This is a genomic window from Desulfobacter curvatus DSM 3379, assembly GCF_000373985.1.
In the GTDB taxonomy this organism is placed as follows: domain Bacteria; phylum Desulfobacterota; class Desulfobacteria; order Desulfobacterales; family Desulfobacteraceae; genus Desulfobacter; species Desulfobacter curvatus.
Map to the genome: position 1 here is coordinate 91,436 of NZ_KB893112.1, position 14,159 is coordinate 105,594.

Genomic DNA, 14,159 nt, shown 5'->3' on the forward strand with positions numbered 1-14,159 from the left:
AGCAGTGGTATGTCTTAACTTTATATCTTCATATGAAAGAGCTGAACGAACCGATTCGTTTCTTTCATTATTTGTTATGGCCCAACCTCGGTGAAAGACCGGGTCGGCCCATGGCCGTTATTAATTATCGATTAGGAGATTGTTGTGAACATATATGAAAAAGAAAAAATAACGGATTATCCTCATCTCAACTTGATTCGCGCAAGATATAAAGACACTGCCGGCACAGATAAATCCTGGTTGTATGCGTCCAGGCAAAATTCGGCCAGGCCCGATGCCGTAGTGATTGTCCCGTTTCATCAACAGGAGAATAAACTGGTCATTATCAAGGAATTCAGGGTGCCTTTGGGCGGATTTCAGTATGAATTTCCTGCAGGCCTTGTGGATCCCGGCGAAAGTATTGCCCAGGCCGGCCGGCGCGAGTTGTATGAAGAGACCGGCTTAACTGTTGTGAATGTGATAAAGCAAAGCCCTGCGGTATTTTCTTCATCAGGATTAACAGACGAAAGCATCAGTCTTTTGTATGTGGCATGTGACGGAACGGCAAATACCGAACATAACGAGGCTTCCGAGCTGATCGAGGTGAAAATGCTCTCCCAAGGCCAGGCAGCCGACTGTATACGCCAGGACGATGCTCTGTTTGATGTAAAGACATGGATTGTTCTGGACCGGTTCGCTTCAACAGGCCAGGTGGTATAGGACCCGCCCCGTGTTTTCAAATTTTATATATTTTTTGGCTGCCCTGGTGATCTACACCACGTCGGCGTTGTTTGACAAACCTTCTGGGTTTGACCCCGGGGCCGTTGGTTTCTGCCTGGTTTCAACGGCTGTTTTTGCCCTGGTCTGCCGGATTTATTTCAATCGTCTGGCAGTCCTTGCCCAGTCCTTGCCGGCACAGGAGGTTGACCAGCGGGTAAACACTGCCGTTTCACGGCTTTCCATTGCAGCCCTGGTACTGTTTGCCGTAAATATTTATGGATTTCGTGTAAATCATCTACTATCGGGTGTTGCTATATTCCAATGGGTGCCTACCCTTGGTGCGCTGCTGTTTCTTGGGTTGTTTCTTTTTTATCTGATTTTGATATGGAATTTTGCCTATCAGGTCCAGAAACGTTTTTTTACGGGCTCTTTGACCAAAAAAAGTTTTATCCTTTCCAATGTTGCCTTTTGTCTGCCTGCCCTGCTGCCCTGGTGTTGTTTGTCTCTTTTGGCGGACTGTCTGGGGCTTTTACCCTTTGAGGGACTAAACAGTTTTTTAAACTCCACGACCGGAGAGGTGACTTACATCCTTTTTTTTGTCATTGTGATCTCTGTGTTTGGACCTGTCCTGATCCAGCGTTTGTGGGGATGTCGTCCCCTGGCACCAGGGTTTGACAGGCAGCGCATTGAAAAAACCTGCCAAATGGCTGATCTCAAATACAGGGATATTCTGGTCTGGAACCTGTTTGGCGGCGGTATGATCACCGCCGGTGTTATGGGAATTGTCGGCCGGTTTCGGTATATCCTGGTGACACCGGCACTGCTTGCTTGTCTGGATGATGATGAAATCCAAGGGGTGATCCTGCATGAAATTGGTCATGTGTATCACCGGCACATGCTTTTTTATCTGTTTTTCTTTGCCGGGTTCATTGCCTGTAATTTTGTCTTTCTTGAGCCTTTAATGTTCATGATTTATCTGATCAACCCTTTGCATGACAGGATTGCCTTTTTGGGGCTCAGTCAGGATACGATTCATGCCGCAATTATCTGTCTGGTGCTCATCGGGTTGTTTATTCTTTATTTCCGGTTTGTTTTTGGTCTGTTCATGCGTCATTTTGAACGCCAGGCAGATTTGCATATTTTCGAATACTCAGACTCGCCATCAGCATTGATCTCCACCTTTTACAAGATTGCATCCTTAAGCCGTCAGTCCATAAATAAACCCAATTGGCACCATTTCAGCATTGGCCGGCGTATTGGTTTTCTGGAAAAGTGCCGAATGAATCCGGATCTGATCCAAAGCCACCACAAGAAAGTAAAGAAAATGATTGCAGGGTACCTTTTTGCCGTCGGGGCCATTTTTTTCATTGGATACAGTGTGAGCTATGGTGATCTTAACACCCCTTTTACGCGATTTGTCGCCGGAAAAATTCTAAGCCGCCAGCTTGAACTGAATCCTGACAATTCTGATTTGTATGTACAGGTGGGTGATTTTTATTATGATGACCGGCAGTATGAAAAGGCTAAGGTGGCCTATGAAAATGTTTTAAAAATTGATCCGGTTAACGTTCACTCTTTGAATAACCTGGCCTGGCTTCTGGCCACATGCCCGGATAAAAGGTTTCGAAACGCTCCCAGGTCTCTGGACCTGGCCCGGCGGGCCGTGGATATCCAAAAAGAAGCTTATATATTGGATACCTATGCTGAAGCCCTGTATGTGAATAATCATAAAAGCCGGGCATTGACGACTGCAAAGCAAGCGTTTGAGATTTCGACCGATAGAAAACAGTACTATAGGCAACAGGTGATACGGTTTGAAAAAGCGCTGCAGAACTCTTTACCTGACAATACCTTACTGTTAAAAGATTAAGGTATCTAAGGTATCAGGCCCACGGGAAGAAAGCTCATTCCGGCTATATGAACCGCTTCCTTGACAAACCGGTCCCCTTGTTCAGCCATGATCAGAGCCATGGTATCCGATAAAATAATGAGTTTGCCGAAAATCCGCTCAAAGCTTAAATTGGGTGTGTCTCCTCCCCAGGTGTTGGTAATCAGGCATAATCTGCCTGTAGATGTACGTCTGGTTTTCAGGCGCCACACCAGAATCTCTATGTTTCTGGCTGAGTTGTAAAAGTTTTGGGAGGTGAGAAAATCAAGCATGAACAGGCGGCATTTGTTGTTATAGGCCGCGTGAAACATGGTGTACAATCCGTACATGACCGCGTACACCCGGTCTCCTTCATAATCGGGTGCAAGGCCTGCCAGCATGGCTTGGGTTGACCTTCTGTCTGAAAGGGCGGGTTCCGGAGGTGGGGCCGGACATTTGAATATATCTGAAATCCTGGAGGCAATAGTTGCTCCCGGGGTTTTAGCCAGTTCCCCGGGATTCATTTTGTATAATTTTCGGGTGAGTGTTTTGAGAAGCGTGCGTGTCTGGTCAATATAGATCTCCGATACCATATTGATATCGGATTTAGCCAGGGTCTCAACGCTGAACTTCGATGAGACACAACCGGCTGATAGAAGTGAAATGCAGACAAGAACAATACCGGTAACACACTTAGGAAACGTGTGCCGTTTGAAATTCCTCAAGTCCCAGGTGCATTGTCTTGACTGCCAGCTGGATACAATGATGCTTTTTTTCCGGTATACTTTCAAGAACCCTGAAAACATCTCCGTCATTTATTTCTAAAGCCTGCTCAATGGTTTTTCCCTTTACAAGATCCACTGTCGCCATTGCTGCAGAGATGGCACCTGCACATCCTGCGATCTCATATTTGGCATCCTGGACAATGTCATTTTCATCAACTTTTAGATAGATTTTCATTGTATCACCGCAGGAACCGACTTTAAAGGAGATTTGATTCGCATCTTCAATGGAACCCATATGTTTTTTTTCAAGATAATAGTCAATAGCCGGTTCCCCATATCCGGCTTCGGACAGCATTTTACGTTCTGAATCCTGTATTGTAATTTCTGTGGCCACTTCATACATCCTTAATTGTATGCCCTTACCAAAAATAAATATTTTATCGGGCAAAGGAATAAAATATTTTTCCCGGCACATAAATATAATAACCTTTCTAAAATAATGATTTCCGTTTTGATGTCAAGGGAAATGACCATTTTCGTCTTATGGTTTTTTACGATTGTCCCGGCGACATGGTTATGAAGAATAAAGATTTGTCCGGGCCAGCCCTGTTTTTTACGTTAAATCTTCAAAGCACTGCAAATAGGGCTTGTGATTATAGCCAGTTATGATATTCTATACCGACTATTTCGACAGGTCAGCCATAAACAGTTAAATGTTGTAACTTAAATATCTTATTCATTGCCATTTTGGTTAAAGGAGATTCGTTCATGAAAGAGTTGATTAAGCTTATGGCGAAAGCGCTGGTTGATGATCCTGAACAGGTTGACGTACAAGAGATTAAAGCTCAGCAGACCCTTGTGCTGGAATTGCGGGTGGCCAAAGAAGATCTAGGAAAAGTGATCGGCAGAAAAGGCAGGACAGCCCAGGCAATGCGTACTATTCTTGCCTGTGCTTCTGCAAAGGAACAAAAAAGGGTCATTCTGGAAATTGTTGAATAAATTCATCCTGAGATTGTTTTAATTGACTTGAAATTTTTACTCTTCCGGGAAGCCATGAGAATTTAATCTTCTCCGTTGTCAAGGTGTTACGGTAATCTGCCATAGCCGCACCCTGCACGTGTTGAAGCTAAAATTCTCATGACTTTTGTTAGGTTGGGGTTTGTTTTTTTACGAGGTTGTGTAACGTACATAGATTTTACAATGTTCGTTGTGGGCTGAAACACGGCGTTTAAGAAATCAGGTCGGCGCTTGGCTGTTTATCAAAATCCAATTCATCTGTTGTAGCGATTTTCCAGCGGCTTTTAAAGATAGGCTCCCATGACGGGGCGATTAAATTACGAGAAATTATACCAATCATGTCTCATTCTGTGATATGGGTAATTTTTATCTTTAACCTCCGTTGTTTTAATGAAAGGGATAACGCCAATGCAAATATTAAAAAAAATTCTTTATTTGATTCTGTTTTTTTCCCTGCTTGTTTCTGTTCCGGTCATGGCTGCTGACAAAGGTAATTTTAGCGTAAAGCCTAATACCAATAATGGCAAAAAATGGCGGATCGGATATTTTGAGGGAGGGGAATACGTTAATTACCAACTCAATTTTTTGGGGATTGTCAGGGGCTTGATGGACATGGGATGGATGGAAAGGGCTGAAATTCCAGAGCAGTCAGGTGAGCAGACCGCCCAATTATGGCAGTGGTTGGCTAAGACTACCCAAAGCCGGTACATTGAATTTGTCAGGGACGCGCATTACACCGGTAACTGGGACACACCACTTATTGAGAAGATGGTGCCGCAAATTATTTCCCGTTTGAATAATGAAAAAGATATTGATTTGATCATCACAGCCGGGACTACGGCTGGTCTCAAGCTTGCCACCAATGACCACAAAGTGCCCACCCTTGTCACTTCCGTCTCGGATCCTCTGGCTGCCGGTATTATTAAAAGTGTTGAAGATTCCGGTTTCGACCATGTCCATGCCCGGGTTGATCCATACCGCTATGAACGTCAGATTCAGCTTTTTCATGACATTATCGGATTCAATAAACTTGGTATTGCCTATCAGGATACTGAGCAGGGCCGCAGTTGTGCGGCACTGGACAGTGTCAAAAAGGTGGCTGGTGAGCGCGGGTTTAAAATTGTTTCCTGTTTCACTACAGATGAAAGCGCAGATGTTAAAAAAGACGAAGAAAGTGTGAAAAAATGTTTTGAGACTTTAGGGAAAAGCTCAGATGCCATTTATGTCACCGGCCAGAACGGTGTAAATGCAGACAGTATTCCGGATCTTGTGAAAATAGCCAACAAATACCGGATTCCCACCTTTACCCAGTCCCATTCCGAGCAGGTAAAATATGGATTTTTAATGAGTATCTCCCGGGCAAATTTTTACTATGTCGGGCGGTTTTATGCCGAGACCATGGCCAAGATATTCAACGGGGCGAAACCTATGGACATAGGTCAGTTATTTGAAGCACCATCAAAAATCGCCATTAATTTAAAAACTGCTGAATTGATCGGTTATGATCCGCCTGTTGATGTTTTGAGTGCGGCAGATGAAATAGTTGAGGACATTGAAAACCCTAAAAGATAGGGTAATTGATTAAGGCTTAACAAAAAGGTTCGGCCAATGTGCCGGACCTTTTTACGTTTCAGCAGGGATTACATAAGGGGATTTTTCCAGACAGTTCCCTGGAACATGCCCGCGCCACCATCCCCTGCCAGTCCGGTTGGCGGGTGATTGGGGCGCCTGCATCTTTGAGTGCGCCAAAAAGACCTGCCATATGGGCCTGGGTAACGGTCAGACTAAACGCTTTGATCAGGTCCTTTCTGTTCACTCCCCCGGCCTGGATGATTTCAATGGGACCTGCCGGCAACAGTTCATTGCCCTGCCCAGGACTCATGAATGCCAGCATCCCGTCCTGGTAAAGGTCCGTGGTGATCTCTCTTATGATTTCTGCAGTTGCGGTATCTGACTGTGCTTCAAGACAATCGGCAATACCGGTTTTCATCCAGGAGAGATATGCGCCCTGGAATACGCCGCCCACACAGCTAACTCCCCTGGCAAAACAGATGAGCAGAAAACAGGTAAACAGGGAAGGCAATAGTTTTTGTTTTTCAAGTGCCTGCATCAGTTCATCCTGGGTAAAATTCATGATAAACGAATCGCCCTGGTCATCCCTGCCGGATAGATAAAGATCTCCTTTAACGGCTTTTAATAAAAGGGGAACCCGGCGCCCATAGTCATCAATGCCCCAGAAAAAAGTCGTGCCTGTTGCAGTGCCGACCGGTTTCCCATATGAGGTCTCTCTGGCATGGAGCTTATCGGTATACCAGCAACCTGGGCAGCCGTCCAGATGTTGAATAATAGCCTCACGCAGTGTTGTATTGAAAAAGATTCGGTATGCAAGGCTGTTTTCATGGTTCAGGTCTTTGCCGAGCAGAAAGGCGGTGATCTTTTCAATTTCCAGATACAAAATATCCGGCGAATATTTATTGGTTTTAAGCATGCGTTTTCCAAGCATCCGGTTAATAATCATGGCCTGGGCTGAATAGCTGTTTTGGTTTAAAACGCAGTTAGCTGCGTACTCATGCTCTATAATGCTTAAAATTGTTTCGGCCGTAATTTTTGAGATCAGGTTTTCTTTTTTCCATGCCATTGTTTTTTGTATGGCTCTCTGCTGCATGGCCTTGGTAAATGGTTTTGCCAGGCCGGCCATGGTCCTTTTTTGATTATCCGGAAAGACCGGCAGTCTTAAGGGCAATTCTTTCCTGACACCCGATCCGGTTCCGTATACCAGAAGCCCCCGGGCAAAGGTGGAACTGTTAAGGGGCACGTTGCCGAAACAAAAAATAGGGATGGTGGTTCCTTTGCAACGGCCGGTGAGAGTTCCGGCACCGTATATCAGGTTTCCTTGGACGGAATTGGCAAAATAATCAATGCCAAGGTGTGTGGTGGTCATTACCGTGCCTGCTGCCATCAGATCATTGGCCGTACGGGTGGCTATGTTCTCTCCCAGAACAGGATAAATTTGATTAAACACCGCTTGCCGGATGTCATCCCTGGACTGAACGGATGGACAAGGCGGGGTGTTGAATCGCTCGGTATACACCCCAAGGGGCATATGACCAAAGGTGTTAAGGATGTTTTTTACCACAGGCAGTTTTTGGCAGGCCATCTCCAGATATGCCGATGCACTGAGCTGTAACTGTTTTGTCATGAATCTATCCGGCCTAACCCACTAAAATAAAAATCAGGGTGAAAAGCAAGTAAGCTGTTGCTGTGAGGGCAATGCCTGAATCCGATCCCATGGTGATAAAAAGCCATCCAAACAGGATGGGGCCCGTCACCTGACCCAGGCGCAGAACAGCATTTAAAACGCCGATAGCCTTGCCGCCACCCAGTTGTCTGGTGATGTGAAAATCCAATACATAGGCGCTTCTGACCGGAATCAGGCAGGCGGAAAGACCCAAAAGAAAGATGGAAACCGTAACGGAGACAACACCGGAAAAGTCTTTAAAAAAATAAAAATTGGCAATGCTCAGGCTGCCGATGAAACTGCCCATGACAAGGTATCGTTTCTTGTCGTTGGCCCGGCCTGCAAGTTTTGAAATATATGGCGCCACGTACATCAGGCAGATGCCGTAAATCATAAAAATCCGGCCGATATCAGACTGGGAGACACCAATGCTTTTCAGGTAGATGGGGCTGTAATAGTTCATGAAGCCGATAAGTACGATATACCAGGGAAGCCCGTAAAATACGATCAATGTGAAAATTTTACGATTAAAAAGGAAATTGAATAGGGACGGTTCCCGGGATGGCGGCACTGTTTGTTCTGTCGGGGTAGGGCGGGGCGCTTGTGCGGGTGGTTTTGGGCGTTTCATGGCATCTTTCATTATGAAGACGGTATACACGATAAGCAGCAGCAGAATAGTGCCGCCCACCAGAAACACCGGGGCATAGCCGATACGGTCGGCCAACATCGCTCCTGAGGCACCGCCGCAGATGCTTCCTGCATATACCCCGGCCCACAGCTGGGCCATGCCCTGGGCGCAGTTTCTTGTTGTGGTCTGTGCAATGACAAATCCCTGGGCCGCCATCAGGGACAGCCCGTACCCCATGCCTACAAGGCCTAAAGCGATAAGAAAGTAAAGGGAAGATGGGGCCAGCCAGGCAAAAATAAACCCTGTGCCGGATAAAAACAGCCCGATCAGAAAGGGTTCTGCCCAACCTCGCTTGTCGCACCATGCACCGGATATCAGTAATGATATGGAGGTGAACAGCATCTGCATGGAAATGGGAAGGCCCATGATGATATCCTTGGAAAGTCCCAGTAATGGATGAGAAGGGTCATACAAAGTCGCCATATGGAGAGGAAGAAATGAAATACAGGTGTCTACCCCGAAAAAAAAGATGAATGCCACCGGACGGATGGATGTGTAATGCACCTGCCCCCTGTGCGCATGGGTGTCTTCTGTGATTTGCCGTTCAATCAGCTGAAGTTCAAGGATCAGTAATTCAACAAAAAAGAAAATAGAGATCACAAGAACCGTGATGGAATCCAGGGTAATTGCTTTAAGATTATTGAACAGGAAATCCTTTGAAATATGGATGGTTAGTTTGCCGGCCAATGCACCGGTCGCTGATTTTTGTGTGTTTAACAGGTCCTGGGTGACGGTGTAGTCCGGATCGCTTTTTAAAGGAATCGTTCTGCCGGCTGAACCTTTATTATTATCAGGCTTTATCAAATTACGCATACCGTGTTGGGTGGCCATGTAAAGTGGCTGTCCCTTGGTATCGGATATGGTAATGGCTTTAAGTTCAGGGCAGACGGCAATGACATCGGCCAGCTTCCAGTCCATTTTGTTCAGTCGCCGGATATCCAGACCCTTTGCCAGTAAATATTCAATATCCTGTTTTAACAATTCTGACATGACAACACTTTTCTGGGTAGAAACATCCAGAAAATGGACTCTGAATTCAAAAAGATTGAACAGGCTCAAGGAGATCTGGGCCAGGCAGATGATAATAAAAAAAAACGCAGAAATTTTAAATTTGATTCGCCCCAGTGATTTTTTAGATATATTGGAATCCAGGTTTAAATGTCGTAGAAAGATGGCGATAAGCCCCATGGCACTGAAAAGAACCACCGCAATCAGATTTTTGTTTTTCATCACGATGGTGCGCAGCAGGGCTATAACCTGCTTTTGGCTGAAGGCAACTGTTACGGTGGCGACCCATTTTTTTGAAACACCCTGTTTCACCGGCAGGGAAAGATAATAAACGCCTTTATGTTTCACATAGTGGTTTTCCACAGGGGGGTGGGTGTCTTGGACCATCTGAGGCCGGACCGTTTCAGGCAAGTTAGACCCAACAACCTGTGAATTGCTGCTGTAAACAATATGTCCATCCGGATAGGTAATGAAAATAGCAATGTCATTGACACCTGCGCCGGATGCCCCTGTTGCTTTTTTGGGGGATGCCAGGTGCTGCCGGGCTTCCCAAAGAAGCTTGTCCATGCCAATGAATTTATCAATGGTTTTGCCGAATTGAAGCGCTGTTTCTATGTTGTGCTGAAGGTCCTTTGCCACCACATTGTTTTTGGAGACAACGGTTTCTACATATAATTTTTCAAGGGTAGCCGATGTTAAAATAATGTTGAAGCCCAGCGCCAGCACCAGCATGATAACGGCACCTGAAAAAAGGCGAATCCGTGATCTGTTTTTTTTAAATTGACTCATAAAACAGCTGTTTTGTCCGGTTCTTCCTGGTAACAGACTCGGGTAAACGGTGATATAAAGCTTTGGAGAAACGCCTGGTAGTTCATTGTGAAATCAACAAAATCTCCCACCTTAAGCGGATGATGACACTCCGTGATGTCTGCCAGGGTGTAATTGGAGTTTACGGAAACAATCTCCATGCCTGGGATTAAAGGTGTCAACCCGAACGGGTATGTGTCGCAGATGCCGAAATTGAGAATGGCGCGTTTACGCAGGCCCTGGCGGCCAACCCGGGGGAGGGTGCCCAAGGCATCCTTTCCGTACAGCTGGGGCGGTGTTACCCGCTTGTCTTTTATTTCAAGTATATCGCTTCTGAATGTGACCACTCGAGCGTCCAGATTCGGATGCACTTGATTTACCGTGGGAATAGTGCCTAAAAATACCGATTCTCCCAGGCGGATATTGTTGATTCGGCCGGGAAGTTGTTTGTGTTGCATCCATTCGAGCAGTACGGAACCGCCAACGGACACGGTGTTCACCTCAATGTCGAGTTTGGATTCAATCCGGTCCGCCAGTTGGGACATGATACCCAGGTTGGATTCATTCGGCACTGTGCCGGCACAACACCCCAGATTGGTGCCGATGCCGGCAAACTCAATGCCCCGGGGGGTGAGCTGGTGAATTTTACGTACGGTATCCACCACCTGGTCCGGCATTACACCTTCCCTCAAATCTCCGGTATCCACCATCAAAAGAATGCTGTGGGGGCAGTTCATGGCAATAGCTGTCCGGTTGAGTTGTTCAATAACGGTCATTTCAGAGTTGAAACTTACACTGAACCCCTGAACAATGGCAGGCAGCTCATGGATTGAGGGCAGGGAAATATATATGGGCCGATTGGGGAAGACAGGTTTTGTTGTTGGGCCGTCAGGGACCTTGGATATTCCGATGTTCTCAAAACCTAACTCCAGCATCTGACTGATCATCTTCCAGTCTGCATACGGGTCTTTGATAATTCCGGTGATGTTCAGGTGATGTTCCCTGCAGTGCCTGGATAAAAAACGGATATTGTGACGCAGTTTATCCAGGTTCAGGATTAATTGGTTCATAACTGTATTAAATTTTATGTCTGGAATTTGATCATCAGCATGGCAATATCATCGGACTGGGGCGCAGTACCGGCATGTTTCCTGATGCGATCTAAAAGATTGTGTACAATCGTTTCCGACGGCAGATCCCGGTCCTTTGACACTTCATCGATCATCCGTTGATTTGAAAATTGTTCGCCTTCCTTATTCATGGCTTCGTTAACTCCATCCGTATATAACATGAATCCCTGCCCATTGCTAAGGGTTAGGGTACTGTCCGAATAAATTATGCCCGGCATGGCACCGACGATGGGTTCTTTTTTGCTTTTTATAAAACGGGCCCCGTCATGGGTGGTCATAATAGGCGGGTTGTGGCCGCCATTGGCATAGATCATTCGGCCTGTCCGGATATTCAAGATCCCGATGACAAGGGTAACGAACATGGCGCGGGGGTTGTCTGAACTCAGGACATTGTTGATGCTGGTCATCATCCGGGACGGTGATACATCTTTCCCGCTGAACACCCTGATAAGGGTCCGGGTGACCACCATGAACAAAGCTGCGGGAACACCCTTGTCGGAAACATCGCCTAAAGTAAAAACAACATGGTCGTCATCAAGCTGGAAGAAATCGTACAGATCTCCTCCGACTTCCTTGGCCGGTTGCAATGTTGCATACAAATCCAGATGATCAAATTCAAGCAGCCCCGGAAAGGTTTTAGGCACCATGCCCAACTGGATTTCCCTGGCAATCCCCAGCTCACTTTCAATGCGCTGCCTGGCTGCGGTAAAGTTGATCAGATCCTGGATGTTCCGGCTTAGTTCATGGCGCATAAGGATAAATGACGCTGCCAGATCTCCCACTTCATCTTTGTATTTTTCAGGCAGGTCATCCACCGGCGTTGATTTTTCCATGGGCTTGGTAAAATCCAGTTTCGGAATTTTTTTGGCATAGGATGACAACCGCTGCAAAGGCGTAGCAATGCGGCTGATGACCAGGATAATGGCGACAAGACCGGCCATGAACATCATGACGATGATCATGCTCTGCCGGATCACCAAACGCTGGGCCGGCAGTTTGATTTCCTGTAAAGGAATAATGACGCTGATGTACCATTTAAAAGGCTTGAAATAATAACAATAGGCGATCATCTTCCTTGCACTTTTATCCGGTTTTTCCGGCAAGTAACGAAAATGTGAAAATTCAGTAGATGCATTTTGACGGATATCGTCATTTATCAGATTGCCGGTCAGTTGATTGACCAGGGTACTCATGTCCTGCAATGCACTTGCCAGGTATGGAACGAGCGAAGAACCGGATTCGTCAAAAATATACACAAAACCGCTGTCGGCGATTTTCAGGCCCTGGGCATAATCCGTCAAAGATGAGATGATTTGCGCTTTCTGTTTTTCCGCCAATGCCTGGATCCGGCTGATATCCACAGATACACCGATGGTCAGTGACCAAGGGGTGAATGGTCTGAAATAGGCAAGTACCGACGCGTTTTCCTGGTTTTGGTCAAGGTTGAAGGCTGCAAAATCCCCCCTTTGGGTTAGGTTGTCAAACTGCACAGCCTTAGCTATGCTTCTATGCTTGACATCTTTTAATGATTTGAAGGAAAGGGGGGTTACCTGCGCATTGGAAGAGGCTATTATATTGGATTGTGCATCGATGATGTAATAGTTTACATTGTCAAAGGGAGCCGTTTCAAGCCAGGACAGTGCGTGTTCAAGTCCGCTTGTTGCCTGTGATTTATCCCTGGCGGCAAAGCCTTCAAACACCGATGCGATAACCCTGGTCGTGTCCTTTAATTGGCTCCGTTTTAAAAGGGTCAGGGATCGTTTTTCCTTCAAGAGACTGTGGTAATCCCCTTCAATAATCAAATCCAGGGAACGCAGAATGTTCAAAGCGGAATCCTGCTGGGCTGTCAGTATGGCGTTACCCACATCCCTGTGGGTGAAAAATATGATAACCAGGGTAGAGATCACCATGACCACAATAACAGCAAATAAGATTTTCCCCTTAATTGTTCGGAACATTATAGTTTTGATCACTCCTCATATATCTGAACCGTCTCGGTTTGTATCGCATACATCCTTTGATTTTTCATTCGGCACAATCAACCTATACCACCGTTGGCTTGCAGGTCCATAAAATTTTATAAAATCGTAACGTAACGGTGATATTTTTATTTTGGTTTGTGTGTAAGAAAAAGACGTTAAAAATTTAAAGTAAAGCATCAGGCAAGCCATAGGCGGATTAAATTTTTATGATTCTTTCTCTCATACCGGATATCTTTTACAAATTGTTTTACAAGGTAAATGCCAAGCCCACCCGGCTGTCTGTCTTCAAGGGGCATAAAGATATCAGGATCTTTTTTTTCAAGGGGATTAAATGCCGGGCCATTATCCGTGATTCCGATAAATAAGGTCTCATCCTCAATGCTGGTACAAACGGCGATAAAGCCGGTATTTAAATCTTTGATGCCGTAAGTCGCTATATTTACAACCAACTCTTCAATGATCAGGTCAATTGCAAAGCATTTTTTCTTATTGAACGCTTCCGCAGAAAGCGCAGTTTTAACGAAATTCTGGATACGGTAAACGGATTCAATTTCAGGTTTAAACATTTTTGTTTCCATTGAATCGACCTGTTTCTTATTTAAAATTTTTATGCAATGTTAGAGGATAGTTAATCGTCACCTGTTGTCTCAATTTATCTTGTATGATAGATGAATTCAAGCCAATCAGCTTACATATTTGATTAAATTTAAAAAATTATGTAACGGTGGGGTTAGGGCTAAGGGTACAATCAATGAAAAACCAGCGCTGACGCATCAAAATTTATTATCAATGATATCAGGGGGGCGGAGCGACATCTAAAATTATTTTGTCGCAAAATTATAATAGACACTCTGCAGGTCTTTTGATAATGTAACGTGGATGTGTGTGAGTTCACCCACCAATCGAAACGTTACATTTGAGGAGAAAACGCTGTGATAAGCCAGTGTGGTCGGCAGATTAAAAACGCAGAACTTGAACAGATTCGCGAGACGGTAAAG

Annotated in this window: 11 protein-coding genes; 4 read left to right on the forward strand and 7 right to left on the reverse strand. The window is 45.5% G+C overall.

Translation table 11 applies throughout. The features are described from left to right. Window positions 1–144 precede the first annotated feature (144 nt). Both B147_RS0124485 and B147_RS0124490 read left to right on the forward strand, forming a co-directional pair. The gene (locus B147_RS0124485; RefSeq protein WP_020589842.1) at window positions 145–699 is read left to right on the forward strand and encodes an NUDIX hydrolase; all 555 of its coding nucleotides are present in this window, start codon (window positions 145–147) and stop codon (window positions 697–699) included. A gap of 10 nt (window positions 700–709) precedes the next feature. Next, the gene (locus tag B147_RS0124490; protein WP_020589843.1) at window positions 710–2,569 is read left to right on the forward strand and encodes a M48 family metallopeptidase; all 1,860 of its coding nucleotides are present in this window, start codon (window positions 710–712) and stop codon (window positions 2,567–2,569) included. Between the two features lie 5 nt (window positions 2,570–2,574). On the opposite strand, the gene B147_RS0124495 is transcribed toward B147_RS0124490, so the two are convergent. Beyond that, the gene (locus B147_RS0124495) at window positions 2,575–3,291 is read right to left on the reverse strand and encodes a hypothetical protein (protein WP_245569095.1); all 717 of its coding nucleotides are present in this window, start codon (window positions 3,289–3,291) and stop codon (window positions 2,575–2,577) included. After that, window positions 3,260–3,685, reverse strand: coding sequence for an iron-sulfur cluster assembly scaffold protein (locus B147_RS0124500; protein WP_026259809.1), 426 nt, complete (start codon window positions 3,683–3,685; stop codon window positions 3,260–3,262). Before B147_RS0124500 ends, B147_RS0124495 begins: the two co-directional genes overlap by 32 nt. Window positions 3,686–4,059: 374 nt before the next feature. On the opposite strand from B147_RS0124500, the gene B147_RS0124505 reads away from it, so the two are divergent. Both B147_RS0124505 and B147_RS0124510 read left to right on the forward strand, forming a co-directional pair. Then, window positions 4,060–4,290, forward strand: coding sequence for a KH domain-containing protein (locus B147_RS0124505; protein ID WP_020589846.1), 231 nt, complete (start codon window positions 4,060–4,062; stop codon window positions 4,288–4,290). Window positions 4,291–4,716: 426 nt separating this feature from the next. Next, window positions 4,717–5,880 carry an ABC transporter substrate-binding protein gene (locus tag B147_RS0124510; RefSeq protein WP_020589847.1) on the forward strand — a complete coding sequence of 388 codons (1,164 nt, stop codon included), beginning with the start codon at window positions 4,717–4,719 and terminating at the stop codon, window positions 5,878–5,880. A gap of 58 nt (window positions 5,881–5,938) precedes the next feature. Here the strand turns inward: B147_RS0124510 and B147_RS0124515 are convergent, their stop codons facing one another. The 5 genes from B147_RS0124515 to B147_RS29425 all read right to left on the reverse strand — a co-directional run bounded on the left by B147_RS0124515 (window position 5,939) and on the right by B147_RS29425 (window position 13,727). After that, the gene (locus B147_RS0124515) at window positions 5,939–7,507 is read right to left on the reverse strand and encodes a hypothetical protein (protein ID WP_020589848.1); all 1,569 of its coding nucleotides are present in this window, start codon (window positions 7,505–7,507) and stop codon (window positions 5,939–5,941) included. Between the two features lie 13 nt (window positions 7,508–7,520). Next, window positions 7,521–10,031, reverse strand: coding sequence for an MFS transporter (locus B147_RS0124520; protein ID WP_020589849.1), 2,511 nt, complete (start codon window positions 10,029–10,031; stop codon window positions 7,521–7,523). Next, window positions 10,028–11,119 (reverse strand): alanine racemase, encoded by a 1,092-nt coding sequence (locus tag B147_RS0124525; protein ID WP_020589850.1) that lies wholly within the window; start codon window positions 11,117–11,119, stop codon window positions 10,028–10,030. The genes B147_RS0124520 and B147_RS0124525 overlap by 4 nt, the downstream gene beginning before the upstream one ends. A 14-nt stretch (window positions 11,120–11,133) precedes the next feature. Further along, on the reverse strand, window positions 11,134–13,137 hold the full coding sequence (locus B147_RS0124530) for a SpoIIE family protein phosphatase (RefSeq protein ID WP_020589851.1): 2,004 nt from the start codon (window positions 13,135–13,137) through the stop codon (window positions 11,134–11,136). A gap of 200 nt (window positions 13,138–13,337) precedes the next feature. Further along, window positions 13,338–13,727, reverse strand: a complete 390-nt coding sequence (locus B147_RS29425) for an ATP-binding protein (protein WP_020589852.1) — start codon at window positions 13,725–13,727, stop codon at window positions 13,338–13,340. Window positions 13,728–14,159: the final 432 nt, after the last annotated feature.